This window comes from Acinetobacter sp. 3657 (assembly GCF_031456775.1).
Classification (GTDB): domain Bacteria; phylum Pseudomonadota; class Gammaproteobacteria; order Pseudomonadales; family Moraxellaceae; genus Acinetobacter.
Map to the genome: position 1 here is coordinate 1 of NZ_JAVDVH010000005.1, position 25,217 is coordinate 25,217.

General features: G+C 35.0%; 30 protein-coding genes. 27 read left to right on the forward strand and 3 right to left on the reverse strand.

The genetic code is table 11. The features are described from left to right. The 3 genes from J2Y37_RS07110 to J2Y37_RS07120 form a co-directional block, all read left to right on the forward strand. The coding region (locus J2Y37_RS07110; RefSeq protein WP_349032360.1) for a DNA/RNA non-specific endonuclease at positions 1-3,447 on the forward strand (3,447 nt) is incomplete at its 5' end. A 2-nt stretch (positions 3,448-3,449) separates the two neighbouring features. Further along, positions 3,450-3,848: a hypothetical protein gene (locus J2Y37_RS07115; protein ID WP_349032361.1), complete on the forward strand. Its 399-nt coding sequence runs from the start codon at positions 3,450-3,452 to the stop codon at positions 3,846-3,848. A gap of 153 nt (positions 3,849-4,001) precedes the next feature. Next, on the forward strand, positions 4,002-4,460 hold the full coding sequence (locus tag J2Y37_RS07120) for an Sbal_3080 family lipoprotein (RefSeq protein ID WP_349032362.1): 459 nt from the start codon (positions 4,002-4,004) through the stop codon (positions 4,458-4,460). A 37-nt stretch (positions 4,461-4,497) separates the two neighbouring features. On the opposite strand, the gene J2Y37_RS07125 is transcribed toward J2Y37_RS07120, so the two are convergent. After that, positions 4,498-5,154 (reverse strand): tetratricopeptide repeat protein, encoded by a 657-nt coding sequence (locus J2Y37_RS07125; protein WP_349032363.1) that lies wholly within the window; start codon positions 5,152-5,154, stop codon positions 4,498-4,500. Beyond that, entirely contained in the window at positions 5,147-6,352 is a 1,206-nt protein-coding gene (locus J2Y37_RS07130; protein ID WP_349032364.1) for a tetratricopeptide repeat protein, read from the reverse strand. Before J2Y37_RS07130 ends, J2Y37_RS07125 begins: the two co-directional genes overlap by 8 nt. Before the next feature lie 132 nt (positions 6,353-6,484). On the opposite strand from J2Y37_RS07130, the gene J2Y37_RS07135 reads away from it, so the two are divergent. Genes J2Y37_RS07135 through fliP form a run of 24 tightly spaced genes read left to right on the forward strand, consistent with a single transcriptional unit; the run spans position 6,485 to position 24,107 of the window. Beyond that, a complete protein-coding gene (locus J2Y37_RS07135) occupies positions 6,485-6,754 on the forward strand; it encodes a flagellar biosynthetic protein FliQ (RefSeq protein WP_349032365.1) in 270 nt (89 codons plus the stop codon). A gap of 3 nt (positions 6,755-6,757) precedes the next feature. Continuing rightward, the gene (locus J2Y37_RS07140; protein WP_349032366.1) at positions 6,758-7,489 is read left to right on the forward strand and encodes a flagellar biosynthetic protein FliR; all 732 of its coding nucleotides are present in this window, start codon (positions 6,758-6,760) and stop codon (positions 7,487-7,489) included. Between the two features lie 17 nt (positions 7,490-7,506). Next, positions 7,507-8,580 carry an EscU/YscU/HrcU family type III secretion system export apparatus switch protein gene (locus J2Y37_RS07145; protein ID WP_349032367.1) on the forward strand — a complete coding sequence of 358 codons (1,074 nt, stop codon included), beginning with the start codon at positions 7,507-7,509 and terminating at the stop codon, positions 8,578-8,580. A gap of 3 nt (positions 8,581-8,583) precedes the next feature. Beyond that, on the forward strand, positions 8,584-10,659 hold the full coding sequence (locus tag J2Y37_RS07150; protein WP_349032368.1) for a flagellar biosynthesis protein FlhA: 2,076 nt from the start codon (positions 8,584-8,586) through the stop codon (positions 10,657-10,659). Beyond that, the gene (locus J2Y37_RS07155) at positions 10,656-11,381 is read left to right on the forward strand and encodes a flagellar hook basal-body protein (RefSeq protein WP_349032369.1); all 726 of its coding nucleotides are present in this window, start codon (positions 10,656-10,658) and stop codon (positions 11,379-11,381) included. Before J2Y37_RS07150 ends, J2Y37_RS07155 begins: the two co-directional genes overlap by 4 nt. A gap of 1 nt (position 11,382) precedes the next feature. Beyond that, entirely contained in the window at positions 11,383-12,138 is a 756-nt protein-coding gene (locus tag J2Y37_RS07160) for a flagellar hook-basal body protein (protein WP_349032370.1), read from the forward strand. A gap of 1 nt (position 12,139) precedes the next feature. Beyond that, complete coding sequence (locus J2Y37_RS07165; protein WP_349032371.1) at positions 12,140-12,823, forward strand: flagella basal body P-ring formation protein FlgA; 684 nt, start codon at positions 12,140-12,142, stop codon at positions 12,821-12,823. Then, on the forward strand, positions 12,816-13,388 hold the full coding sequence (locus J2Y37_RS07170; protein ID WP_349032372.1) for a flagellar basal body L-ring protein FlgH: 573 nt from the start codon (positions 12,816-12,818) through the stop codon (positions 13,386-13,388). The genes J2Y37_RS07165 and J2Y37_RS07170 overlap by 8 nt, the downstream gene beginning before the upstream one ends. Then, entirely contained in the window at positions 13,385-14,488 is a 1,104-nt protein-coding gene (locus J2Y37_RS07175) for a flagellar basal body P-ring protein FlgI (RefSeq protein WP_349032373.1), read from the forward strand. Before J2Y37_RS07170 ends, J2Y37_RS07175 begins: the two co-directional genes overlap by 4 nt. A 10-nt stretch (positions 14,489-14,498) precedes the next feature. Then, positions 14,499-14,840 (forward strand): hypothetical protein, encoded by a 342-nt coding sequence (locus J2Y37_RS07180; protein WP_349032374.1) that lies wholly within the window; start codon positions 14,499-14,501, stop codon positions 14,838-14,840. A gap of 2 nt (positions 14,841-14,842) precedes the next feature. Continuing rightward, complete coding sequence (locus J2Y37_RS07185; RefSeq protein WP_349032375.1) at positions 14,843-15,241, forward strand: flagellar basal body rod C-terminal domain-containing protein; 399 nt, start codon at positions 14,843-14,845, stop codon at positions 15,239-15,241. A gap of 4 nt (positions 15,242-15,245) precedes the next feature. Then, positions 15,246-15,542, forward strand: coding sequence for a flagellar hook-basal body complex protein FliE (fliE, locus tag J2Y37_RS07190; RefSeq protein ID WP_349032376.1), 297 nt, complete (start codon positions 15,246-15,248; stop codon positions 15,540-15,542). A 25-nt stretch (positions 15,543-15,567) separates the two neighbouring features. Beyond that, positions 15,568-16,908, forward strand: a complete 1,341-nt coding sequence (gene fliF / locus J2Y37_RS07195; protein ID WP_349032377.1) for a flagellar basal-body MS-ring/collar protein FliF — start codon at positions 15,568-15,570, stop codon at positions 16,906-16,908. Continuing rightward, entirely contained in the window at positions 16,895-17,329 is a 435-nt protein-coding gene (locus J2Y37_RS07200; protein WP_349032378.1) for a hypothetical protein, read from the forward strand. The genes fliF and J2Y37_RS07200 overlap by 14 nt, the downstream gene beginning before the upstream one ends. Continuing rightward, a complete protein-coding gene (locus J2Y37_RS07205) occupies positions 17,319-18,026 on the forward strand; it encodes a FliH/SctL family protein (protein ID WP_349032379.1) in 708 nt (235 codons plus the stop codon). The genes J2Y37_RS07200 and J2Y37_RS07205 overlap by 11 nt, the downstream gene beginning before the upstream one ends. Continuing rightward, entirely contained in the window at positions 18,019-19,362 is a 1,344-nt protein-coding gene (locus J2Y37_RS07210; RefSeq protein WP_349032380.1) for a FliI/YscN family ATPase, read from the forward strand. The genes J2Y37_RS07205 and J2Y37_RS07210 overlap by 8 nt, the downstream gene beginning before the upstream one ends. A gap of 6 nt (positions 19,363-19,368) precedes the next feature. Continuing rightward, the gene (locus tag J2Y37_RS07215) at positions 19,369-19,770 is read left to right on the forward strand and encodes a hypothetical protein (RefSeq protein WP_349032381.1); all 402 of its coding nucleotides are present in this window, start codon (positions 19,369-19,371) and stop codon (positions 19,768-19,770) included. 10 nt (positions 19,771-19,780) lie between these two features. Next, positions 19,781-20,425 carry a hypothetical protein gene (locus J2Y37_RS07220; RefSeq protein ID WP_349032382.1) on the forward strand — a complete coding sequence of 215 codons (645 nt, stop codon included), beginning with the start codon at positions 19,781-19,783 and terminating at the stop codon, positions 20,423-20,425. Next, the gene (locus J2Y37_RS07225) at positions 20,397-20,849 is read left to right on the forward strand and encodes a flagellar hook capping FlgD N-terminal domain-containing protein (protein WP_349032383.1); all 453 of its coding nucleotides are present in this window, start codon (positions 20,397-20,399) and stop codon (positions 20,847-20,849) included. The genes J2Y37_RS07220 and J2Y37_RS07225 overlap by 29 nt, the downstream gene beginning before the upstream one ends. A gap of 4 nt (positions 20,850-20,853) precedes the next feature. Then, positions 20,854-22,008: a flagellar hook-basal body complex protein gene (locus J2Y37_RS07230; protein ID WP_349032384.1), complete on the forward strand. Its 1,155-nt coding sequence runs from the start codon at positions 20,854-20,856 to the stop codon at positions 22,006-22,008. Positions 22,009-22,011: 3 nt separating this feature from the next. After that, positions 22,012-22,761, forward strand: coding sequence for a FliM/FliN family flagellar motor C-terminal domain-containing protein (locus tag J2Y37_RS07235; protein WP_349032385.1), 750 nt, complete (start codon positions 22,012-22,014; stop codon positions 22,759-22,761). After that, positions 22,758-23,060: a FliM/FliN family flagellar motor switch protein gene (locus J2Y37_RS07240; protein WP_349032386.1), complete on the forward strand. Its 303-nt coding sequence runs from the start codon at positions 22,758-22,760 to the stop codon at positions 23,058-23,060. Before J2Y37_RS07235 ends, J2Y37_RS07240 begins: the two co-directional genes overlap by 4 nt. 11 nt (positions 23,061-23,071) lie before the next feature. Further along, positions 23,072-23,389, forward strand: coding sequence for a hypothetical protein (locus J2Y37_RS07245; protein WP_349032387.1), 318 nt, complete (start codon positions 23,072-23,074; stop codon positions 23,387-23,389). Next, positions 23,379-24,107 (forward strand): flagellar type III secretion system pore protein FliP, encoded by a 729-nt coding sequence (fliP, locus tag J2Y37_RS07250; RefSeq protein ID WP_349032388.1) that lies wholly within the window; start codon positions 23,379-23,381, stop codon positions 24,105-24,107. The genes J2Y37_RS07245 and fliP overlap by 11 nt, the downstream gene beginning before the upstream one ends. Before the next feature lie 151 nt (positions 24,108-24,258). Here fliP and J2Y37_RS07255 read toward each other — a convergent pair whose 3' ends face one another. Then, the gene (locus J2Y37_RS07255) at positions 24,259-25,215 is read right to left on the reverse strand and encodes a M15 family metallopeptidase (RefSeq protein ID WP_349032389.1); all 957 of its coding nucleotides are present in this window, start codon (positions 25,213-25,215) and stop codon (positions 24,259-24,261) included. Positions 25,216-25,217: the final 2 nt, after the last annotated feature.

The following is a 25,217-nucleotide window of genomic DNA, read 5'->3' on the forward strand; positions in this document are numbered from 1 at the left end:
CAAAATGCATTGATTAACTACGACTCATTGAATCGTAAGATGAGTGTGCAAGATCAATCCTTTAATATTCATTACGAATATGATGCCAATGGCAACATCATACATATGCTGGCGAACTACCGTGATGCGGTGAATGCTGCACCGAAGATCCAGGACTTCTGGTATCGCTATGACCGTATGAATCGTTTTGAGATCAGTATGGGCGTGTTAAACAGTACCACCAAGATGGTTGAGCGAGGCGCTACAGGAGTTGAGATTACCTACGACAAGCTAGGCCAACGAACCTCGGCAGACTATGGGAAAGATGCACTTAACTCAAGTAAGGCACATAAAGAAAGCTATACATACACCACCGATGGTTACATCGAAACAATCAAAAACGCAGACTATGGCTCAAATGAGGTATTAGGTACAAGCTATACAATCTCGGTACGTCATAATGATGCCTTGGGGCGGGTAAAGACCTATCAAGACTATAATCCAAATAGCAGCAGTGTTTACCAGACTACGAACAGTGAATATAACAAAGACAACCAAATTGCCAAGCAAACCAAAGTTGGCGGTACAGGTACAGGTACAACAACCTACTTCTATCTTGCGGATAAGGTCACATTAGATAAGACTGTCATGACTCCGCCCTCGAACTCTGGTCCCACTCAAAGTACGCAATATGAATATGAGTGGTGGGATTCGGCCAAGCAAAAATCAATTACAACTAAGGTCAATGGACAGGAAGGTGTTACTAATTTTAGTTATAATGTAAATGGTCATATTAGTGGTTTTGTGGATGAGAAAAACACGCAAAACAAACGTTCTGCAACCTATATCAATAACTCGCAAGGGATGGTGTTGCAGCGTAATGAGTTAATCAATAACTCGATGAATCGGTACCGCAACTTCTATTATGTGAATGGACAGCGTATCGGTGACGTGAGTAACGATGGCCCGTCACGTGAAGATTATGTTCAGAGTTTGCAAAATAGCCGTGCCAAGCCGACTCAAGCGAAAAACTTTAAGCCAATTTCTTCTGCTGATTTTGATCAGAACTTTGAGCCGATCAACGCACAGTATCCATCGAGTGCACCAACAAGTTATGTCGTCAGCAATGGAGACACCCTACAGAGCATTGCTTTGTCAGTATGGGGTGATTCTTCGATGTGGTACATGATTGCTGATCTGAATGGCTTAAGCCCATTAGATAAATTGACAGCAGGTCAGGTGTTGACGATACCGAACAAAGTCACCAATATTCATAACAACAGTGAAACCTTTAGACCATATAGTCCGGGTGAAGCGATCGGGGATACGCAACCGACGATTCCAAGCCCACCGCCACCACCGAAACCGAAGAAGAAGTGTGGTGGTATTGCTCAGATTGTAATGATTGTAGTGGCTGTGGTGGTGACAATTTATACCGCAGGGGCAGCGGCAGGCTTGATGGGAGCTGTTGCTACCACTGCGACTGGAACAGCAGCATCAATGGCTGGTGTTGGTATGGCAGCTTTAGCTGGTGGTAGTGCTATGGGTGTTACGATCGGGGCTGGTTATGCGGTTGCCGCAGCAGCAATTGGAGCTGCTGTTGGTAGTGCAGCTTCGCAATTGGCTGGAAAAGCGATGGGTGTTGTAGATAGCTTCTCATGGTCACAAGTGGGTATATCTGCTTTAACAGCTGGAGCAACAGCTGGTGTTGGCGGGGCAATTTCTTCTGTAGGAACAGCTACACAAGCTGCGAGCCAAAGTAGTTGGGTAGTTAAAGCCGCATCAGCAGTAAAGAATGCACATTGGGCAGCTAAGGGTGCGGTGTTTGGAGCAATTAATTATGGATCGAATCATATAGCCAATCAGGTGTTTGGTAACAAACAAAGTTTTAGTTGGAATGCATTGGGTTCATCAGTTGTTGCATCTATAGCGGCTTCTGGTATGGGTGCTAGTGGTGTATTTGATGATGCTCTAGGTACTACAGCAAGTCCATATGCATATGCATTAGCAGGGGCAAATATAGCTGGCGCGATAGAAGATAAGTGGTTTGGTGGAAGTAAGCCGGATTATTTGAATGTCTCAATGGCAGCGATAGCCAATACTGTAGGCAGACAGTTTGCAGAGAAAGCAGATAATTGGTTTAGTGAGAAAACAACAACAGCAAATACCTTACAACGACCAAACTATTTAAATGAATCAATTATGGCAAAATATGCACATTTAGAGGGTATGGAGGGAGCTAGACTCATATCAATTGCTGGTTCGGATGAAAGACGAGTAGTTCAGTTAGACACTATTGTTGTTAAGGCTCGCGAGGGAGATTGGCTAGGTGATCCTAATATTGAGAATGCTTTGGAAGGAGTTAAAAGCTTCTTCAGCAATAGAATAGCAGCATTGAAACAGTGGGGTAATGCATCTGTACCATTCCAATCCTCATGGGCAACTCAAAGAATAAATACTGGTAATCCAACACTAGATAAATATTTTTACCAGCCAGTAAATGATGCAGTGAGTACTATGACAAATACTGTATTGAATGCTGGAAGATTGCTAGGTAACACGGCAACGATTGCATCTAATTCACCAGTAGCTTTTTTTAGTGCGGTGAGTGGTGATTACGAAGCATCTCAACAGTTTTATGATGATGTAATTGCATCTAACCCTGCTACAGCTTCAACACTGGGTTCTGTACGAACTGGGCTTAGATATATATCTGCTGTTAAGGATGTGAATAAAGCTGCCGTAGTTGGTCGGACGATAGGTTCAAGCCAAAGAGGTAGCGCTAGTCTTAGTTTAGTAAATGATATCCCTGTTGGTAGTACGACTGGGGAGGTATTAACGGCATCTGCGCCAGCTTCGCCAATAAAAGCATTGTACCCAAGTACAGCAAGTACACAGGTTAAAGCTCCTTTTGTTAGTACTGCATCACGAACTTTACATTTCGATAATATTGATACATTTAACAGAGCTGCCAATAATCCAACTCCAAATACTTCTTATAAATACAGTGGTGTTACATGGACTACAGATAATTTAAGCCGAGTATCAACAGTTGAGGGATATGCAGCTATAAGTCCTGCTAATAACCGTTCAGGAATAGATGGCCTTTCAACAACAGTATTAGGTAAAGGTCCTGATGCTGTGACGGGAGATATTGGTTTTCATTTATGGGGTGATTTGTTTGGTGGACCAACCAATAAAGTTAACATTGTCCCTGGAAATGGAAGACCATTAGTTTTATCTGATGGTACAAAGTTGAAAAACTTAAATCAGGGACGGTATAGAGCAGATTTTGAGATCCCTGTAGCTGAGATTTTTAAGCAGACAGGTCAAAAAGTTCCTGTTAGAATTTCGGTATCCTATGGGCGTAATAATCTTTCTACAAGGCCAGATGCATTTGTTGCACAATATAAAAATGCTGACGGCAATTGGATTCAAAAGCCATTTTTAAATAAAGCTGGTGGGTAATAATGAATTTTTTAGAAAAAACACAACTCCTTAATAATGTATTACAAGAAATTGTATATATAGCCCCTAAAAATTGGGGGGAAATTACTTATTATGTTGAAAGATTAATAGATGAGAATTTAGGTTTGAGACGTGGATCTATGGCTAAATGTTGGTTATTACCAAACATGAGTGAATACAATGAATCTAAAGGGCCTGCTATTACTGTTTCTTTCGATTTACTAGAAGCGGAAGATAATTTATTTTGGAAGAGTGATGAGGCTGGTGAGACTTGGTGTGGTTTAGTAATAAATGTTAATAATGCAGGTAAATATTTAAGTAAATTTTATTATGAAGGTACACCTTTACTTGATGGAAATGATGCTGAGTTATCAAAAAGATTGGCAGAAATAAATCCTTAAGATGTTTGTTTATTTCGTTCTATACATGGTCTCAGTTAGTTGCTCAATCCTTTCTCATTTTATCACTATGTGGTGGAATGAGATAAGCTAAGTAATTGAATTGATTGTTCATAATGTTATAATTCTACTGTCTTTAAATATGCCACTGTATATATGAAAAATAAGAAATTAATTTTACCGTTGCTAAGTACCATACTTTGTTCGGCATGTAGTACGACATGGCAATGGCAAGCAAATCCGATACATGCAGATTATCTTTCGCAGCTTAATTCTATCTGTATCGAAAATAACCCTAAGGTCAAAATTGACCGTTTTCAGGAAATGCTCATTAACCGATTAGAAAGCCATCATATCCAAACACAAGTATTTAATGCGCCATTTAAGCCAAATATTTGTGAATTTACCTTGAACTATGATGCAACTGAAGATTACGAAACCGTATTTTTTATCAGTGATATGACGTTAAAACTGTATAACCGTGCTGGGCAAAGAATAGGACTTTCCGAATATCATATCTATCGAGGTGGCGGGCTTGATCTCACAAAATATCAAGGTAACGATGTTAAGATTAACCAAGTGGTCGATGGGCTTCTAAATTCAAGGAAGAAGTAGACTGACTTCTTCCTTTCTTTTCAGAAATCACACTGAATTAGTGTGGCCCATTTTCATCATCAATCGTATCTAGATAAGCACCTAAAAAACCTGTAAGTTTTTTCTGTTCATTCGATGTGTTTGTAGATTCTACTTTAGCTTGATTAAGGTGATTCGCTTGTGGGGTCTCAGTGGCATTGGTCGTAGATGTGCCCAGTGGTGCGCTAGCAGCTGCTTGCTCCACTTGTGCTATGACACGTTTAATATCATTGTTCAGTGCCTCATTAGAACAAACCGCAATACCTTCTTGGAAATGATGAATAGCATCGCCACTTTGTTCTTTAAATAAAGCCAGATAACCACGAGAAAAGGCAGCGAGTGCAGGGTCGTGAGAACTTAATGACAAACTGCTAAAAAGTTGTTCAGCTTGAAAAGTTTGTTGAGTTTGTAAAAATAATAAACAAAGCTGGAATTGAGCAATATCAAAGGTTGGGTTGATTTTTATTGCATGTTGTAGCGTGGTAATCGCACGTTCGAATAGCCCAATTTCTGCATATTGCATAGCTAAAAAGTAACAAGCAGCACCATGATCTGGTTGAACATTCAATAATTCAGTTAAATAGCGAATCGCAGAATGCGAATCGCCATGTTCACTAGCATGAATTGCAAGTTTAAGTGTTTCATCTGCATCGAAAGGGGATAAAAACTCATTCATGATCATCTTCTTGATTTAAATATTTTTGTAAATTCGGGTGTTGAACTAACCACTCATTGACTAATGTCTGCCCAGAGCGATCACTGCTTGGCGCTCTTCTGATCAATATACTATTCATTTTTTGCTGAGCCGCCTCAGGAGAGCCTTCATTGTTCAGTAAAACATATTCAGCAAATGTTGCCGCCATACTATGTTCATCAAGTTCAAAAGCTTTTTTGATCCATTGCTTTGCCACTGTCGTGTTATGGCGCATTGCCTCGACAACAGCTAAACCACCATAACTATCAGCGAACTCAGTATTGAGTGGAAGTGATGTTTCAAATGCCCAAGCTGCTTTCTCTATATTATTCTTCAGAATATAACACCAGCCTAAGACATGCCATGTGCCTACATGATCTTTCATATATTCAACAGCAGTGAGTAGATGTTTTTCAGCTAGGTCAATATTGGTTTCGTAATATTCAAGCTGACCTAATCCAGACCAAGCTCGACCAGACTGAGGATGGTGTTCTAAAATCAAATTGAAATTATTCCGGGCGTTAGAAATACTACGCTCATTGAGTTGTACTTCAGCTAGAGCTAATAAAGCCTCAAGTTGATAAGGAGCAATTGTTAGTGCTTTATTAGCTGTTTCTTTGACATTAGAATAATCTGAAAGATTGTGTCCAGTCTCATATTGAAGTAAAGCAAGATTACCTAAAGCTTCCGCATGCGATGGATTTAATACAATTGCTTTTTCCAATGCAGAAATAGCATCATCAGGGAGTTCTAAGTGATGCATAATTCTTGCATACAATACACATGTATCTGAATTTACCTCATTAGAAGATTCAATGAGAGGTTGTAAAAGTTCTCGTGCTTTCTGGTACTGGCCTTTATACAGTTGAGCATAAGCAAGGTTGTGTCGTGTTGTTACATTTTCATATTCAGTGCCTAGGGTGTACTCCCCGAAAATAATTGCTTCTTCACATTTGCCTAGTTGTAAGCAGACTAAACTGAGTAGACCGCACAATTGGGGGGGGTGAAAATCATGATTTTGAATATGCGTAATCATTTGATGGAGGATATCTAGCTGATTTGTGGCTAGAGCAGATTCAATTATCGAAGTAATTAAATGAGTATTTTTAGGGTCGTATTCTAAAAAATTAAACCATTTTTGAAGTTGGTCTTTAGATTCGGATGGGATAATTGTTGTCATAACACGAAAGAACACCTGCTTTTTTATGCTTATAGCATAAGATATATATATGAATTTGAGAAGAAATAATATTCGTTAAAATATATTTGTTTGTTGGGTTGATTCCGTTAAAATATGCGCTGTTTGGAGCGTATGAAAATGAACCAAGATCAACTCTTATATTTATTAAAAGAAACATTATTAACAACAGCCTTGGTTGCTGCACCTGTGCTATTGGCTATTATGATTGTCGGGCTGATCGTCAGTGTTCTACAAGTCGCTACACAAATTCAGGAAATGACTTTAACCTTCATTCCTAAATTGATCATTTCTGTGATTGTATTACTGATTCTTGGAAGCTGGATGGTCAACCATCTGAGGGCTTTTGCAATCGAGCTTTTTCTTAAAGCAGCTAGCTTGTAAATCATGTTGGGCTTTTTAGAGTTTACTACAGTCCTGCTACTCTCGTTGCGCTTGTTGCCTATCTTTGTTGTTATGCCTTTGAACGTCTTTAGTAAGGCGCCGATATTAGTTCGATTAATCATTGTATTGTCCATTTCGATTATTATGGCTGGTTTGGTTCCTATAGAGTCAAATGTCTTAACCATTTCACTTGTGATCAGTGAGTTTTTATTGGGAGTGGTGATAGCTTTTAGCTTTCACACAGCATTTGCCAGTTTAGATTTAGTTGGAAAGCTGCTTGATTTGCAAATAGGGATAAACACAGCAGGTATATTTGATCCTTCCTCTAGTCATTTAGGTGGAGTGATTTCGGATCTCCTCATTGCAATTGCAGGAGTGGTTTTCTTCATATTAGATCTACATTACACCTTAATACAAGGGTTAGCAGCATTGTTTAAAGTCGTTCCACTCGGTGCATTCGATTTCCAGCTGCTAAATATTAAAAAATTGATTAGCATTATGGGTGCTCAGTTTATTTTCGCATTTATTATGGTATTGCCTGTGATTCTAGGGGTGTGGTTGGTTGATCTTGCTTTTGCAGTGATGTCTCGGTCAATGCCTCAAGCAAATATTTATTTTTTGGCACTTCCTGTCAAATTTACTGTGGGTTTATTATTACTTATGTTTACAATGCCAATGATCGTTCAAAATATACCGAGGCTTTTTGAGCAGCCTTTAAAACTTATCCTATTTTGAATCATTGAGATTAAATAATGGATGATCAACAAGAAAAATCAGAACAGGCAACACCTTATAAGTTGGAGCAAGCTCGAAAAAAAGGAAACGTCGCTAAAAGCATGGACTTATTGTCTTTCACTGTGATTGCAACTTTTATTTTAGGTTTTGCTATATTTTCAGGAAAAATTGTTTTAGAAGTTTCTAAACAAGCTGTATGGTGGATAAGTCATGCGGATGTGCTTGCACATAATAACCTAGCAACTGTTGCATATTTGGGCGGTCAAAGTTTATCTAAACTATTTACGGTAATTTTTCCTTTAATTTTTATGCTGATCGTCGCTGCGATTGGAGTCAGTCTTTCTTATAGTGGTTTTGTTTTTGCTTTTACTGCATTAAAACCTGATTTAAAAAGATTAGACCCAGTTAAAGGTTTAAAAAAAATTTTTTCTAAAAGAATATTTGTTGAAGTATTTCGCGTCGTCCTTAAGGGCTTACTATTTTTTGTTGTTGCGTATTTTTCAATCCTTTATATCATTCAGCAATTAACTACTCATCTATCAAGAACCCCTCAAGCTATTGGTTTGGCTTTTAGTCATGCAGTAATTATTTTAATGCTTAGCTTGGTAACTGTAATGGCTGCTTTTGCACTATTTGATATATGGTATGCCAAACGAGAATTTTCCCGTCAAATGCGGATGAGTCAGAAAGAGGTCAAAGATGAACATCGTCATCGTGAAGGAAGTCCAGAGTTAAAATCAAGAAGACGACGTAATCAACAAGAGTTTTTTTCAAAAGTAAAAGCGATTTCTCAAGTTAAGAAAGCAGATGTGGTGATTATTAATCCTACTCATTATGCTGTTGCATTAGTTTATCAACCAGATAAAATGCAAACCCCTATTGTTTTAGCCACAGGAACAGGTATGCTTGCGCACATGATTCGGCGAGTGGCGCGGAAAAATCAGGTGCCTATATTACATCGTCCAATTGTTGCTAGATATATTTTTGCGAACTGCGCAATTAACCAACCTATACCGGCAGAGATGCATAATGATGTAGTTGATATATATCGTTGGGTTATTGCGCTACCAAACTCAAAGTTGAAGTTTTAAAAGATGATAGATAAAAAGAAATTAAAATTTGAATTTTATAATTTAGCCTTGGTGATTGGGGTGATTAGTATTTTATTGGTACTATTCACGCCGATACCTACTTGGTTGTTAGACTTTTTGTTATTAACAAACTTTGCTGGTGCGCTGCTAATTTTGCTATTAGCTTTAGACACAGAAAAACCGTTAAGCTTTTCAACTTTTCCCTCATTATTATTAATTACAACATTATTTCGTTTAGCTTTAAATATTTCATCAACACGATTGATTTTAGACAATGCTGATGCAGGAAAAGTGATTGATGCTGTTGGTCATCATATGGTGGCGGGGAATTTAGTTGTAGGTTTTGTTGTTTTCTTTATCCTTGTGGTTGTTCAATATATTGTGATTACAAATGGTGCTCAGCGTGTTGCAGAAGTTGCTGCCCGTTTCACGCTTGACTCACTACCTGGTAAGCAAATGAGTATTGACGCCGATCTCAATATGGGATTAATTGATTCGGATGAGGCGAAGCGCCGCCGTCATCAATTAGAACAAGAATCAAATTTTTATGGAGCAATGGATGGGGCGTCAAAATTTGTAAAAGGTGATGCAATTGCTGGTGTAGTTATTATTGTAATCAATCTTATTGGTGGTTTAGCCATTGGTATGTTGCAACGAGGGATGGGTTGGGCTGAGGCTATACAGCATTATTCTTTATTAACGATTGGTGATGGGATTGTAACTCAGATTCCATCTTTAATTATTTCTGTTGCAGCAGGGATTATTATTACGAGAGCTGCTACGGATACACGTTTAGGTCAAGCATTGGGGCGGCAGATTTTTGCTTACCCGCAAACAATAATGATTGTAGGTTTGACATTGGTCTTAATGCTATTTTTACCTGGTCTACCCGTGTTTCCTATATTGATTTTAATACTTATCCTTTCTGTTGCTGTGTGGTATTCATTAAGATATAAAAAAACATCAACTGATAACTTAGGTGATACTGAGATTGAAAATGGTGATGGAACGGAACAAGAACAAAAATCAATTAATAATCTAGCTCCTGCAGAATTTGAATTAAAAGTTAGTTTAAGTTTAGAGCCATATATATTAGGAGATTCCAGATCTCTTTATCAGCGATATAGTGTTTTACAGAATCAGCTTTCATTAGAATTAGGGGTTTTTTTACCTAAAATATCTATAACAACAGATAAAAAATTACAAGAAAATCATTATCAAATTTTAATTTACGGTGCGGTGGTTGCAAGAGGAAGTGTCAATTATCTCAAATTTTTAGCAATCAATTCTGGTAATGCTTCTATGAATAGTATTTCGGGTGAGGTAACTAAAGAACCTACTTATGGATTACCTGCTGTATGGATTGAAGATGCTCAAAAACAACAAGCTAAAACCTTGGGTTTCACAATTGTTGATCCAGAAACTGTCATAGTTACGCATTTGTCAGAGAATATTAAGCGATATTTGAGTGAGTTTTTAACACGTTCAGAAACGGAAAAATTAATACATTTGCATAAAGATAGTATGGGGTCTTTAATAGATGAGCTGATACCAGCAATATTAACTTATTCAGATATCCAAAGAGTCCTACAGTTATTATTGAAAGAACAGATAAGTATAAAAAATATTGAGAAAATTCTTGAAGTATTAGTAGATTTTGGTCGGGTAAATAAGGTTCCTGAAGAACTAGCTGAAAAAGTTAGGGAGAGATTAGGTTCGATTATTTATGAGAAATTCTTGAGTTCGGATGGGACGCTGCAGGTTATGACTATAGCGCCTGAGCTAGAGGGTCATATGTTAGCTATGATAAGAGTAAATAATGAAAGTATGCTACCACCTCAATATATAGATAAGTTTCTTAAAAGTATTGTGCAAGAAACAGAGAAGTTGTTGGCAAGTAATGTACAACCAGTTTTATTGTGCTCTCCTGCTATTCGTCGCCCTCTTAGAGCAATGATTTCTCGAGCTATTCCACATGTGGAAGTATTATCAATCGCAGAGTTGGGGCAGTTTGTTCAGATATCATCTGCAGGGATTATCTCAATCCCAGACTTTCACTCATTGGAGTTGACTGCATGACCGATCCCATTATGCAACTTGCTCAAGTCATTCAACAAGAGTTTAATGCATTAAAGACAATTTCTCAGAATACAGCGAATATCAGTACGATTGGATACAGAAGTGAAAATGTATTTAGTACATTAGCACCGTCGTCATCAGTTAACAAATCATTTTCTGATTTAGGGGATAGACAAACAACCTCATATTTAAACTCTAATAATGGATCTTTTTTAGACACAAATAGAGTTTTAGATTTTGCTTTATCAGGTAAAGGTTGGTTTGTAGTAGCAACAAATGAAGGTTTTGCTTTGACTCGAGATGGTCATTTTCATATTGATAAAAATGGATATTTATTGACTAGACAAGGGTTGTCAGTTTTAGGTCAGGAGGCAAATCCTATTGTTATTTCAGAAAAAAATTTGGAAGCAATAAAAGTGGATTCAAATGGTAATATTATGGATTTAGAGAGTAATACTGCTATCAATCAAATTTTAATTGTATATGCAGAAAGTGATGATGTTAAAGCTGAAGGAAATGCATTATATTCAGCTTCAACAGTTAAACAAGCTGACCAAAGCGAATATCAAATTTATCAGGGTAAATTAGAGCAATCTAATGCGATGATGAGCCAAGACATGGTTAAAATCATGGAGTTGTCTAGACATATAGAGAGTTTACAAAGGGCGGTAAATACTTATGATAATTTGTTGGATAGTGGCATAAATCAATTGGGGAAATAATATGATCGATGCAATCAGTATTGCAAACTCTGGGTTACTCGCGCAACAAAAATGGTTAAATTCAATATCAAGTAATATCTCGAATATGCAGACAATGGGATATAAAAAAGAAAATGCTCAATTTTCAAATCTTGTTGCTATCAATAATGTCAATAATACGCTATCCGAGCAAGGAGTTGGTGTTTCATTAGCGCACACCTACACTGACTTTAAAAATGGAGATGTTCAAACGACAAATCAACCTTATGATTTTGCTATTCAAGGTAAGGGTTTTTTTGAGGTTGAACAATCGGATGGCAGTTTAGCTTATACAAGAATTGGTCAATTTCATGTAAACGCTGAAGGGCAGCTGGCATTATCAAGTGGGCAGGTTTTGACTGCCGATATTCGGATACCGCCAGACGTAGAGAGAATAGTCTTGGCTGCTGATGGCACATTAAATGGAAGAGTTGTTGGCACTGGCGAAGAGATAGAACTGGGTAAAATAGAGTTAGTCCGCTTTGAAAATGAGAGTCAGTTAAAAAAACTTGGGAGTGGTTTATATACTGCTACGGGATTAAGTGGTGAGGCCGAATATGGAGAACTGCGTAAAGATGGAATGGGAATAGTTTTACAAGGGCATTTAGAAATGTCAAATGTGGATTTGGTAAGTGAAATTTCGAATTTGATCATGGCTCAGAGAGCATACCAGCTAAATGCAAGGGTATTGCAGGCTGGAGATCAAATTATGGAAACGATTAATAATTTAAGACGTTAATATGCATCTTAAGTTATTAATTATATTTGTTGCGCTGTCAATACAATTGCAAGTCAGTGCTTGTGAGGGGCTAAATCATGAGCAGTTTGTTGAGGCAGCAAATCAATTGTTAGAAGAGCGTATTGAAAGTGATAGTTCTTCAAAATTATTTCCTTTATTTGAGCCTTCTGATCATTTATATTCACATTTGAAACTACTAACTTCTGTCTATCAAGCTAGAGTTGCATTTGAGGTGGTAGATTGCGATCCGCAGATAGCCAAAAATAAAATTAAAGTAGTATGGTTTCGTCCTGAGATTAAAAAAATGGCTTGGGTTTTTAAACAAAATGCAAGTCGTAATCAATCTTTGGATGGAATCTTAGTTGAGTACCATGAGATTGATCTTATCAAAGAAAAGATAAATAATACGGCGCTTGCGATAGGTCCATTTAATGGAAATGTCTGGCTTACCCAATCTGTTAAAATTAATGAACCAGTTTTAAAGAAACACTTGAAAGAAACCCCATGGGTTTTTAAAGATCAAGAAGTTCATGTTTTAGCAATTTCGGATGGTATTACGATTGAAACGACAGGAATTGCTCAGCAATTTGGGCAATATTTAGATAAAGTTAATGTGCGCTTACTAAGTAATAATCAACTTGTAAGAACTACTGTTGTGAAAAAAGGAATCGTTAGAATTGATTAATAAAACTATTTTAATTATATGCGTTCTATTGACTAGCCATACATTAGCTCAAACTAGTCTAATTAATGTTGATAATTATCAAGCACTAACGAGTGATAGGCGTGCTGTTAATGTTGGGGATATTTTAACAATTTTGGTTGCTGAGTCAACTTCAGCAAAATCATCTGTCGGAACAAACGCAAAAAATAAAACAAATTTATCTTTTTCTGCAAGTACTTTGACTGCTAAAGCTGATGCTGGATTGGGGTTAGAAGGAGGGGCTAGTGGTGAAGGTAATACATCTAGACAAGGTCAGTTGAAAACTGTAGTTTCTGTGCAAGTTAGAGAAAAACTTCCAAATGGGTACTTGAGAGTTGAGGGTAGTCAAGAGGCGATCATCAATAATGATAAACAACTTATCCAAATCACTGGTTTTATCAGACCTGATGATATTAGTTATGATAATACTGTTTATTCATATCGTTTAGCAGATGCAAAAATTCAAATAAATGGTAAAGGTGTTGCTGATGATGCCCAAAAATTCAGTATTTTTTATAAGCTTTTTCATTGGTTAAGAATAATATGAAAAAACTATTAATCGGATTAATAAGTTTAATTTTTTTTAATCCATCTGCTAGCGCAGCAGTAAATATGGTCAGATTGAAAGATTTAGTTCGGATACAAGATGATCGAGAACATGCACTAATTGGTTATGGTCTGGTTGTTGGTCTTGCTCGGAGTGGAGATTCGGATCGAAATAGTACGACAAGACAGGCTTTAGTTAATACCTTAAAGCATTTTAATGTCAATATAAACGAGCGAGATCTCAACTCTAGAAATACAGCAGCCGTAATGATAACTGCGAAAATGCCACCATTTAGTGAGGTTGGAGATAAGTTTGATGTTGAAGTGTCTTCAATTGGCGATGCTCGAAGTTTGTTGGGTGGGACTTTGATTTTAACTCCGTTATATGGTCCTGATAATAAATTATATGCTTTGGCACAAGGACCACTCGCTGTTGGTGGTTATTCTTTTGAAATGAATGGAAATATCTCTCAGAAAAATCACTCTACTGTGGGACGTATTCCTAAAGGGGCTTATTTAGAGAAAGCAGTTGAGAGTATTGCATCTCAAGATAAATTAATACTTGTATTGAATCAACCAGACTATACAACAGCAAATAGAATCGTGCAGGTAATTTTGCAGCGAGGAGTGGATGCTCGGGTTGTTCATGCAGGGAAAATAGAGATATCTATTTCACCTTATATGCAAATTCCGAGTTTGATTGCAAGTATTGAGCGTCTTGAGGTTGAGCCTGATCAAATTGCTAAAATTGTCATTAATGAGAAAACAGGAACAATTGTTGCTGGGGCAAATGTTCGAATTGGTGAAGTAAATATTTCACAAGGGAATCTAAATGTTAAGGTGAATACTGAGTATTCAGTTTCTCAACCTATGTTTATTGGGCGAAACTATAATAAGAATATTTCTACTGAAATTATACCTCAAACAGATTTGAAGGTAACTGAAAATACAGCAAATTTTGTATCACTACCAAATGGGGCAACAGTTGCTAGTCTAGTGCAAGCTTTGCAAAAAACCCGTTTAAGTACTAGAGATATAATTACTATTATTCAGGCAATTAAAGATGCCGGTGCTTTAAATGCAGATTTGGTAATTCAATAGGAGTATCAATATGAATGATATTGCAAGTATTAGCCATACCCTCGTAAATGCAATGAATATACAGGATATGCGTATTAAAGTGGCGTCTATGAATGTAGCAAATCTAAATGTTCCAGATACTAAAGGTGTTTTTTTTGATTATAAGCGCTTAATGAAGGATGTAACGTTACAAAAATTAGCTTATAATAAAATAGATATGGATAAATACCAAAGTAATATGTCAAAAAGTTTAATAAAACTTGATGAGCAAACTTTTGATGCGGTTACAGCAAGTGGTCGTTATCAAGGAATTGCAGAGATGTTAAATCGAAGTTATGGGCTAATGCAATTAGCAATTCAAGGGAAAGAATAGTAATGCAGTTCGCAAATTTATCTGTTCAAGATGTAATTTCTTTTGGTTTAAGGCATGAAAAAGCTCGAGTAGAAGCAGCTAGTTATAATATTGCAATTGCAAATGTAGCGCTGCCAAATAAAAATACTGCCTCGGTTCTACAAGTTAAGACGCACGCAAATTTCTTAAGCGATATAAAAAACAGTGTATATCTAAATAACGTATCTGATTATAAGACGAAGAGTGTCTATGAGCCAGGACATCCGTTAGCTGATATTAGAGGAATGGTAATCTATCCTGAAATAGATACAGCAACAGAGATGGCAACCCTAGTATCTGCGAGTAGAGCGTATGACGCTAATGTACGTATTTTTAATAGTATTAAAGATATGACAGCCAAAGCTTATGAAATAGGAAAATAATTAGATGTATCCTTTAGATGCAATAAATCTTGAAACAACTGTACAACTGCCTAAACTTGAAAGTAGGGTGGGCCAAGTTGCAGCAACAAAAAATGTAAATTTTTTGGATATGCTAAATAGGAATGATGAACTCTATAAAAGTGCAACTGAAAAAGTTTTAAAATATGCTTCTGGAGAGAATATTGCTGTCCATGATGTTATGGTATCTATGCAAAATGCAAAACTGTCATTTCAATTTGCTGTTCAGGTTAGAAATAAGCTAATTGAGAGTTATCAAGAAATTACACGTATGCAAATCTAAGCAGATAATTTGAGTAATAGAAATAATGAGCTTCTGGGGTCGTAAGTCTACTTTTTTCATAAGTGGAGTTGTCTTTGTTATTGCTGGCTTTATCGGGATGTGTTGGTGGCTATTAAAGCCAACATATGTACCTTTGTTGCAGCAAGAAAATAAAAATATTCAAGCAAGTATAATTAATATACTTGCTTCATCTAATATTCCCTATAGTATTAAAAATAATATTGTTCAAGTAGAGGAAAATCGTGTAGGTGAAGCAAAAATTGCTTTGGATAAAGGTGGTTTAAGTAATCCAGAAACTATCGGTTTTGAGCTTTTTAATGAAACTGATTATGGTATGTCCGATTTTGCACAAAAAATTAACTTTCAGCGAGCATTAGAAGGAGAGTTAGCACGCTCTATCATGACGATGGACGGTATTAAATATGCACGGGTGCATTTAACGCCAGAAAAAGACACTATATATGAAGTTGATAAGGCAACAGCGAAAGCTTCTGTTGTTATTGAAACGAAGTATAACTATCAATTGGATAGGAGTATTGTTGATGGTATACAAAGTTTAATTGCGTCAGCTGTCAATGGTTTAGATATTCAGAATGTTATTTTGCTTAATGCCCATGGAGAAATAATAAGTAATAATTACAATAATAACTCTAGCTCTTTGAAAAGATCCGACGATATTGAAGAAAAAATTGAGCGTAAAGTTAGAAGCATATTATTTCAATCATTTGATATTAGTAAAGCGAGTGTTTCAGCCAATGTTCAAGTAAATTTTGACAAGAAAAAGGTTGTTAGTGAAAAACCAATTCTTTCTGATGCAGGTATAGCTTTATTAAGTAAAAAACAGTCATCTTCAAATATTTCCAATGGTGATAGTATAAAAAATACGCAGAAAGATACTATGACAGATAGTGAATATGCTATGGGTAAAGAAATTTCTGAGATTGAGTACGCAACAGGTAAAATTAGTAAAATAAGTGTTGGTGTCATTGTTCCAAATACATTAAGTTTTGTTCAATTACAGAATATTCAGCAAGTTTTAGAAGTCGGTTTGGGTATTGATAAAAAACGGGGTGATAACCTTGTGCTTGTAAGTAGCATGCTAGAACCTGTTGAAACTCAACCTGATTATATGAGTCACGGAAATCAATCTAAAGTTTTAACTGATGATGCTAAACTTAATATCTTAAATCCCTTTAATTTGGCACTTTTGTTTATTTTAATTTCAACAATATTATTTTTTACTTATAGATTTTTAAGAAAAAAATTAGCTGTCGAAAAAATTAATCTAGTATCGTTGTCTGATGAAGAAAGGGAGCGAATTGTTGTTAATTTAAAATATTGGTTGGAAAAAGATGGATTTAAATGAGTCTGCTTTACGAAATTGGGTATTACGCTTTTATTGCTTAAGTTTAAATGACCAGGAAAAAATTAAATCAAATTTAACTCGATCTGAGCGAGAAAAACTTGATGAGTTATTAACTGAGGTTAAGGCTTTTGGTATTGATGAAAATACATCGATCATAGATGAGGTTGTCTCTGCGGATAAGAGTAATTTAGATATAACATCTACGCTTTTGAGCAAAACAACAGAAGTGATATCTCCATTTTGGTATGTACTTATAAGTGCTAAGTTTTTTTCAGAAATATCTTTAAATAAGAAACCATCATATTTTAAAGATTATCTTCAATATAAGGAAAGTCTTCAAGATTTTAAGTTGGCGCCTAAAATGCAAGCTACTTTAGATATGTATTTCCGCGAGAAAGTAATTAATGAGTATGAAAAATAAAGACTCTTCGGTTTTATTAAGGTCGATAAATAAAAGTGAAGAAGTAGTTACATTGGGTAGTCGGCATAAAGGTGATGGTGTTTCGAATCAAGAGCAATTTTGTCTAGAAGAAATCAAAGATTTACCTGTAGACACGCCTCAAGATATAAGTCAACATGATATGTTGAGAGCACAAGAGTTAGCGGATGTAAAAGAGAAATATCGTTTAGAGTATGTAACAAAGCTTGAAGCAGAAAAATTAAAGTTGAAAAGATTTAATGATCAACAACTATTAGTACTAGAAAATAAATACAAAGAGAAAATCAATATTCTAAATAATTGTATTTTGGAATTTGACCGAAATTTGAAAAACTTGAATTCTTCGATAGAAAAAATTTCTATAAAAGTAATTGATAGTATATTGGAAAAAATTGTATTTAGTTTATTAGGGAATGAAGAGCTGATAATAAATATTGTAAGAAAAACAATTCTTCAGCATCGCTTAGATCAAGGTTTTGTAATGAAAGTTGGATTAACAGATTTTGAAATGATAAAAAAAATTATTGATGAGAGTGAGGTGTTAAAATCTTATGCAATTGTTGTTACGGAAGATAGGAGTTTGAATGTTGGACAGGTTGTTGTTGAGTTAAATGCAACTTCAATTGATATTGGTTTGGGGCAGCAAATTAAAAAAGTTAGGCAATTATTAAATGATTAGTAATCTTGATATTATTGTTGATTCTATATTAAAAAAAATAGATATCCCTTATTTTAGTCAACTTACTGGTAAGATTAAGAAAATTAGTGGTGTCAGTATTGAAGCTACGGGCTTAAGTGTAAGCATTGGAGAGATTATTCTGATTATTAGTGATGATCAGTCACTTAATATTTTTGCAGAGGTTATCTCAGTAAATGATTGTTCCTTCATATTAATGCCCTTTGGTGATATCCATGGGTTAAACCTTGATTGTAAAGTCGTTTCTTATTCCAAATCCATTCAAATTCCTGTAAGTTTAGATTTAAGAGGAAGGGTATTTGATTCTTTGGGAAATCCTATAGATGGAATGGCTATACCAGAATCCATCGAGTTTTTAGCCAAAAATTTTTCACCAATTAATCCATTACATCGTATCTCGATTACACAGAAATTAAACACTGGTATAAAAGCAATAGACTTATTTACACCAATAGGAGTTGGTCAGAGAATTGGGATTTTTGCTGGAAGTGGGGTCGGTAAAAGTACATTGTTAGGTATGTTATGCAAATATGCTACAGCTGATGTCATTATCGTCGCATTAGTTGGTGAACGAGGGCGTGAAGTAACAGATTTCCTCTTAAATGTTTTAGGTGAACAAGGATTAAAAAGATCTATAGTTTACGTTGCAACCGCTGAACAACCTGCGATCTTTCGACGATTGATTGCATATACAGCTACATCTGTTGCTGATTGGTATAGAGCTAGAGGTTTTAACGTATTATTGGTTATGGATTCGATTACGAGATTTGCATACGCACAAAGAGAAATAGGATTAGCTGCTTCTGAACCTACAGGTCTAAGGGGGTATCCTGCGTCTGTCTTTTCTCTATTGCCCCCATTGATCGAAAGAGGTGGTGCATTATTAGGGCAGGGCTCTATTACTGCTATTTATACAATCCTTGTAGAAGGTGATGATCACAATGAGCCGATATCAGATCATATGAGATCAATTCTAGATGGGCATATTGTACTCGATCGTTCATTAGCTGATAAGGGACATTTTCCATCAATTAATGTATTGAAAAGCATTAGTAGGCTTTCAAATGTTCTATATACTAATGAACAAAAAAAAGTAATTGCTCAGCTAAAAAAATATTTAGCTTTACATGATGAGTTCTCTGATATGATTCAACTAGGTGCGTATCAATCGGGGCAAAATATATTGCTTGATAGTATTATTAAGAATAAGCCTAAAATTGATAAAATGTTAGTTCAATTTGAAGATGAAACTATAGCAACTGAAAATATTTGGATTTTAGCAAAAAATATTATTGATGAAATTGCCTCCGCAGGTTAAATAGTTATGAGAGTAAATTTTTTAAGTAAAAATAGATCGATGGAAGGTATTTTTCAACTGCAATATATGATTATGCAAAATGAGATTAGTACGTTAACTGCTAGATGTAATGAGGTAGAAGTTCTAAGGAATAAATGCCATCATGAATATTTATCAATCTTAGAAGAAATCACTGAGCTTCAACAAAGCTTTAATATTATATTAGATAGTACTACTCAAAATAATAGCTTTAAAATGCTCAATAAGAAATACAATGAGTTTTTGATTCATAAGAAACTTGTATGTGAACTAAAAACAAACTTACAACATAAGATGAATGTTTTAGTTGTACAAAAAAGAAAAATTGATCATTTTAATCATACAGTTCGAAAGCACCAGCTTTCCATATCCTACAAATATTCAGAGTGAGTAGTCTGTTATGGACAATATTAAAGTAGATCATATTGCTAGAACTGTCTATGATCGTAAAGAGGATTTAGGGAATAAGCCACACTTAAACAATGGTAGTCTTGTACAAAGCTTTTTAAATGATGTTAAACCAAATTTATTCGAAGATAATTATGAGAATTTTATTGTAAATTCTGGTGTAAAAACAAGCAGTCAGAGTACTATAAACTATGAGAAAACTTATGACCTGAAGCGAACAGCTGTCAATCATTTATCTTATTTAGATGAAGTCCAGAGCTTAAAACTTCCAGAGAATAGACTTACAGCTACAAAATATCTGAAAAACTATACAGATTTGCAGCAAAGTGATGGCAAGAATTTAACTAAATCAAAATTAAACAACATAGATAAAGAAAACCTAAGAGTAGATACTTTTTATTCAAGTAATTTTGACCCAGAGGTTGGTAGCACTAGAAAAAACTCTCCAGAAGTTAAGCAAATTTCAGGTGTTTGTCCAAATTTCTTCAAAAAAAATATTTTGATTACTAAATCTGAATTGTTTATAAGAAATTTAGGCGATGACCAAGTAGAATTATTGGAAAATATTCGAAGACAACTACCTGCTAATATTGATAGAATATGGGTCAATGGCAAAATTATTTGGTCAAAAATATAATAGGTTGCGTATGGCAATTGATGCTCTTGGTAACAGTTTAGCTTCTGCTACAAGTGAAGTAAGTCGTAATAATTTAAGCCAAAATGATTTCATTAAATTATTTATGACAGAGTTAACATTTCAAGACCCACTTGAGCCTATCAATAATAGAGAGTTCCTTGCTCAAATGGCACAATTTACAAATTTGGAGCAAGCTAGACTTACTAATGAAAATATTAGCAATTTAGTATCTATAAATGCAACTTTACAGTCATTAGGAGTCATGGGGAAACAAGTGGAAATAATGACTGAGAGTGGTACAACAGTGACTGGAGTAGTATCTGCTGTTAATTTTTCTAATGAAGGTTCTTTAATTAGTATAAAGCAAGCTGATGGTAGCTTTTTGACTAATATTAAATTATCACAAGTTAAGACAGTGAGGTAATAAAATGACGCAGGCACATTTTAATGGTGTTAGTGGTTTGATAGCATTTTCTACTCAGCTAAATAATGTATCACAAAATATTAGTAATATGAATACGCCTGGCTATAAAGGGAAAGATAGTTTTTTAAAAGATGTGGAAAGTAATAATGGTATGGGGCTTGGTGTAAGTTATCAAGGTACTGGAACACGTTCAAAAAATGGTGATTCAAAACAAACTGGTAATCAAACTGATTTATTTATTAACGGTAAGGGGTATTTTATTCTTAAAGATTCAAAAAAAGAAATATTTTACACTCGTGCAGGTCAGTTTAAATTCAATGAGGAAGGTTTTCTTGTTGATCAGTCAGGTATGTATAATGTCATGGGCTTTAATGGGAACAAATTGGTAGCTATCAATATAAATAATTATGAGTCTTTACCTCCAGCACAAACAACAGTATTAGATGTTAATGGAATATTAAGTACAGCAGAAACAACTCCTTATAAGCTAAATAACGTGAATATTTACGACTCTACTGGTTCATTAAAGAGTTTATCAATCAGTTTTGAAAAACAATCAGATAATACTACTGTGGGTAGTAAATGGTCGTATACGATAACGGATGAAAAAAATAAGATACTGAATACAGGTGTAATTAATTTTACATTAGCTGGTACAGTCTTAGAACAGTTTTTAGATATTGAATTAAATTTTGATGAAGGAAAGCAAAATTTAAAACTTGATATAGGTGGAGTTAGTGTTGTCTCTGTAGGTAATAGTAGTGTGCAGGCCAATGCAACAGATGGTGGACCTAGAGCAGGGATTGTTGGATATAATTTTGGCCAAGATGGGATTCTTGAAATAAGTTATAATAATGGGCAAAAAAAGAAAACTAGTCAGGCTCTTGGTTTGGCTAGCTTTTCGGATGAAACTAAGCTTATTCAAGATCAAAATGCTTTCTTTCATAAACCTGAAAACGTAAAAGTAAATTATAGCAAACCTGATTTAGAATATTTCGGTAAAATTCAAGGGGGGTATATTGAGCTGGCCAATATAGATTTAGCTCAAGAATTTGGTAATATCCTAATTATTCAAAGAGGATATCAAGCTAGTTCACGTGTAATGAATGTAGCAAATGAGATGTTAGAGCAGCTTTATAATTCTTCTCGTGGCGGTTAATAGATGAAATATCATATTGGTTTTCTTACTCAACATGAAAAAAAAAGATTAGAAGAAATTATTCGTGAATCAATTGAAAGTTGGTGCACAGAGTGGATAAATTATAATGCTCCTATTTTTGTGGAATTGGAGCAACAGTATTCTTTAGTCGATGATGGATTAATTGATCAGGATGGTTTTTATTGTCTTGATGGTAGCGATAAATTAGGTTTTTTAACAAATAGTGTTGATATTTGGGTGAAATTACTATTTAAAAATATAGAGAAATTGATTCCTAATGATACTATAAGTCTATTTTTAATTGAGAATTCTAGAAGAGATATTTTATTAAAAATTTTCAATATTTGTGGTAAGAATTATGTTGGTAATAAGCTAGTTAATATTAAGGATGTTGATTTTGAGGGCATGCCAGTTGTTGCTAATATACTAGTTGGTCATGAGAGATTTAGATTGTTGTTAGATTCTAATATATTAAATAATGAACAGATGTATGATCTATCTAGCAGCACCCCTATATCTATTGCGTCATTTGATGATGAGATTGTAGCTTTAGAAGCGAAATTTGTTCTAGATAAGTTGTCAATATCAGATTTTATGGATATACAGGTTGGTGATATAATTAAGTCCAACCATCATATTACGGAATTTTTTAGTATCGTTTGTAATGGCGATGAAATTGCATTAGGTTCCTTAGGCCAAAAAGATGCTCAAAGAGCAATTTTACTAACCTCTAATAATGAGATTAAAAAGTGACTACCCAAATTAATGAAATAAATTTACCAGACCTATCTGATATTTCAGATAGTAATAGTGATGATCTAATAGATAAGCTCGCAATAGTAGATCAAGTCGAAGTTGAACTTACTGTAGAAATTGGTTCAGCTAAAATTACAATTGGTGAATTATTAAAATTAAAGCAGGGAAGTCTTGTTAAACTAAGTCAATTAGTTGATGAGCCTATGAAACTATATTTAAAAGATCGTTTACTGGGATATGGTAAATTAGTTGCTGTTGATGATGTTCTAGGTTTTCAAGTCATAAAACTAAATTGAAAGTTTCTAATATGGATTTTAAACAAAATGAGCTGATCTCTTCTGGGTATATATTTTATACTATTGGAGTTGCTTTAGTTTTACTAACGGCGGCGTATTTTATACTATTTTTTTTGAAGAAAAATCTTAGTTCTAAATTTTCACAGCAGTCCAAAGATACGGCGCTATACAAAAAAATTAAATTATCTTCTAGAACAAGCTTATACATTCTTGATAGAGATGATTATGAACTAATGATTGTTGAGTCAAACCAGAATATTTCTATTACACATTTACGTAAAAGTACTGATAATGTATCTGGTAAGCAAGAAGGTTTTAATGAACTATAGAGTATTAATTAAAGTATTGATAGCATTACTTGGTATATGCATCAGCTTTGAATGTTTTGCTGAAATGGGGGCTAAACAAGGCGATATAATAAATACGTTGAATCCAACTTCGACATTTATTTCTTTAACAATATTAAGTTTAATACCTTTAATTCTTATAGCGACTACTACCTTTGTAAGAAATGTAATAGTTCTATCTATCATGCGACAAGCATTAGGTTTACAACAAACTCCTCCAAATATAGTTTTAATTTTACTCTCTTTTTTCTTAGTAATGATTGTCATGGGACCAACCTTTGAAGTCATTAATCAAATTGCATTTCAGCCATATTTAGAAAATAAAATAACTATACAGGATTTTTTTATAAAAGCATGGGAACCATTAAAAGCTTTTATGATAACGCAGACACATCAATCTGATATTAGATTGATCTATGAATTATCGAAAACTCCTTTACCGTTGGATAGTTCAAGTATTTCTGCAATTAAGTTGATACCTGCATTCATGTTAAGTGAGCTCAAAGTAGCTTTTCAAATTGGTTTTATAATTTTATTACCTTTTTTGGTAATTGATATTATTGTGGCTTCTATATTAATGTCATTAGGCATGATAATGGTTCCACCCATTACAATTTCATTACCAATTAAACTATTACTCTTTCTTTTAATAGATGGCTGGAGTTTATTGTTTGAAGTGTTAATTAGAAGTGCGAATTAACATATACGTAATATTTTGAGGAAAATGCTTTATTTTCTATAATGATTTTATCTTTAACGAGTTGAATATTTAAATTTGTGCCATCACTATTTTTTATAAAAATTTAGTCCTTTATCTGATTTAAAGGTTTTTGTGAAAATGGATATTCATATTAAGAAATATTGCTATTGACCTGACCTTCAGAGGTGAGCATTTCCGCCATTTCTCTGGTTTTCTTCAAGCCGGGCATGCGATATTCAGTATGACCGAAGTCTTTAATGGACTTCCAACGACCACCCCAAGTTAAACCAACTGATTCAGCAACTTGGCCATATAGTTCATAGCCTCTCATCGCCCATGGGTCGCGTTCAGTGATGACCACTTTACCATTTCGTTTAAACGCTACATCGGCAGCCAGTCCAAATTGATGGTAGCTTTGATAACTTCTAGCGCGTGTTGTATTTGGATTTCCTGCCAACATATTCTGACGTTCGGGGCTACGATAACCTTCCAGTAACACCAGCTCATATCCATATTGTTCCTTCATAATCTTAAAGACCATGAGTAAGCGCTGCTTATAACGAGGATTCATCTTATCCCATTTACGGTCAACCATGCGGCTATCCAAAGCACCGTGGGAATGAGTGATGGGTACTTCTATCTGCGATGCATCAACCGAACCGCTGTGCTGAGCGAGGTATTCTTGTTCAATACGTGTTGCTTCGATGAGTGCATCATGAATTAGGGTGACATCGACTTCTGGCGGTGGGCTGAGTATTTCACCATTCAATAAAGCATAAACCTGAGGGTCTGTTTCTTTTAAATATACGGCTTCGATACGGGTTGAATTAATTGGACGTGTGAAAGCAAAGATCAGAATACTGGCAAATAAAAAGAAACCTGCAATTAAAATCCACCACTGTTGTAGATGCCAGTGTGATTGGATTTTTTCAGGCGCAGCGGCTTGATGCATGTTTTCTGCAAACTGCATCGCATTGACGATTTTCTTTCTGCTACTGGGAAGTAGTGACTGTAATAATTGTGAACATTTAGTGCGTAACTCATAAGACATTAACAACGTCAGTGTCACAGCGACCAAAATAAAACAGAAGGAAATAAACCAAATCATTG

Excerpts from the sequence above, each read along its gene's own strand:
- J2Y37_RS07150 (WP_349032368.1), top strand. The coding sequence starts at position 8,584 with ATGATAGATAAAAAGAAATTAAAATTTGAATTTTATAATTTAGCCTTG.
- J2Y37_RS07155 (WP_349032369.1), top strand. The coding sequence starts at position 10,656 with ATGACCGATCCCATTATGCAACTTGCTCAAGTCATTCAACAAGAGTTT.
- J2Y37_RS07125 (WP_349032363.1), bottom strand. The coding sequence starts at position 5,154 with ATGAATGAGTTTTTATCCCCTTTCGATGCAGATGAAACACTTAAACTT.
- J2Y37_RS07220 (WP_349032382.1), top strand. The coding sequence starts at position 19,781 with ATGGACAATATTAAAGTAGATCATATTGCTAGAACTGTCTATGATCGT.
- J2Y37_RS07225 (WP_349032383.1), top strand. The coding sequence starts at position 20,397 with ATGGCAAAATTATTTGGTCAAAAATATAATAGGTTGCGTATGGCAATT.
- J2Y37_RS07200 (WP_349032378.1), top strand. The coding sequence starts at position 16,895 with ATGGATTTAAATGAGTCTGCTTTACGAAATTGGGTATTACGCTTTTAT.
- J2Y37_RS07185 (WP_349032375.1), top strand. The coding sequence starts at position 14,843 with ATGCAGTTCGCAAATTTATCTGTTCAAGATGTAATTTCTTTTGGTTTA.
- J2Y37_RS07180 (WP_349032374.1), top strand. The coding sequence starts at position 14,499 with ATGAATGATATTGCAAGTATTAGCCATACCCTCGTAAATGCAATGAAT.
- J2Y37_RS07145 (WP_349032367.1), top strand. The coding sequence starts at position 7,507 with ATGGATGATCAACAAGAAAAATCAGAACAGGCAACACCTTATAAGTTG.
- J2Y37_RS07210 (WP_349032380.1), top strand. The coding sequence starts at position 18,019 with ATGATTAGTAATCTTGATATTATTGTTGATTCTATATTAAAAAAAATA.
- J2Y37_RS07120 (WP_349032362.1), top strand. The coding sequence starts at position 4,002 with ATGAAAAATAAGAAATTAATTTTACCGTTGCTAAGTACCATACTTTGT.
- fliE (WP_349032376.1), top strand. The coding sequence starts at position 15,246 with ATGTATCCTTTAGATGCAATAAATCTTGAAACAACTGTACAACTGCCT.
- fliP (WP_349032388.1), top strand. The coding sequence starts at position 23,379 with ATGAACTATAGAGTATTAATTAAAGTATTGATAGCATTACTTGGTATA.
- J2Y37_RS07115 (WP_349032361.1), top strand. The coding sequence starts at position 3,450 with ATGAATTTTTTAGAAAAAACACAACTCCTTAATAATGTATTACAAGAA.
- J2Y37_RS07160 (WP_349032370.1), top strand. The coding sequence starts at position 11,383 with ATGATCGATGCAATCAGTATTGCAAACTCTGGGTTACTCGCGCAACAA.
- fliF (WP_349032377.1), top strand. The coding sequence starts at position 15,568 with ATGAGCTTCTGGGGTCGTAAGTCTACTTTTTTCATAAGTGGAGTTGTC.
- J2Y37_RS07235 (WP_349032385.1), top strand. The coding sequence starts at position 22,012 with ATGAAATATCATATTGGTTTTCTTACTCAACATGAAAAAAAAAGATTA.
- J2Y37_RS07205 (WP_349032379.1), top strand. The coding sequence starts at position 17,319 with ATGAAAAATAAAGACTCTTCGGTTTTATTAAGGTCGATAAATAAAAGT.
- J2Y37_RS07135 (WP_349032365.1), top strand. The coding sequence starts at position 6,485 with ATGAAAATGAACCAAGATCAACTCTTATATTTATTAAAAGAAACATTA.
- J2Y37_RS07165 (WP_349032371.1), top strand. The coding sequence starts at position 12,140 with ATGCATCTTAAGTTATTAATTATATTTGTTGCGCTGTCAATACAATTG.
- J2Y37_RS07245 (WP_349032387.1), top strand. The coding sequence starts at position 23,072 with ATGGATTTTAAACAAAATGAGCTGATCTCTTCTGGGTATATATTTTAT.
- J2Y37_RS07130 (WP_349032364.1), bottom strand. The coding sequence starts at position 6,352 with ATGACAACAATTATCCCATCCGAATCTAAAGACCAACTTCAAAAATGG.
- J2Y37_RS07255 (WP_349032389.1), bottom strand. The coding sequence starts at position 25,215 with ATGATTTGGTTTATTTCCTTCTGTTTTATTTTGGTCGCTGTGACACTG.
- J2Y37_RS07175 (WP_349032373.1), top strand. The coding sequence starts at position 13,385 with ATGAAAAAACTATTAATCGGATTAATAAGTTTAATTTTTTTTAATCCA.
- J2Y37_RS07140 (WP_349032366.1), top strand. The coding sequence starts at position 6,758 with ATGTTGGGCTTTTTAGAGTTTACTACAGTCCTGCTACTCTCGTTGCGC.
- J2Y37_RS07230 (WP_349032384.1), top strand. The coding sequence starts at position 20,854 with ATGACGCAGGCACATTTTAATGGTGTTAGTGGTTTGATAGCATTTTCT.
- J2Y37_RS07215 (WP_349032381.1), top strand. The coding sequence starts at position 19,369 with ATGAGAGTAAATTTTTTAAGTAAAAATAGATCGATGGAAGGTATTTTT.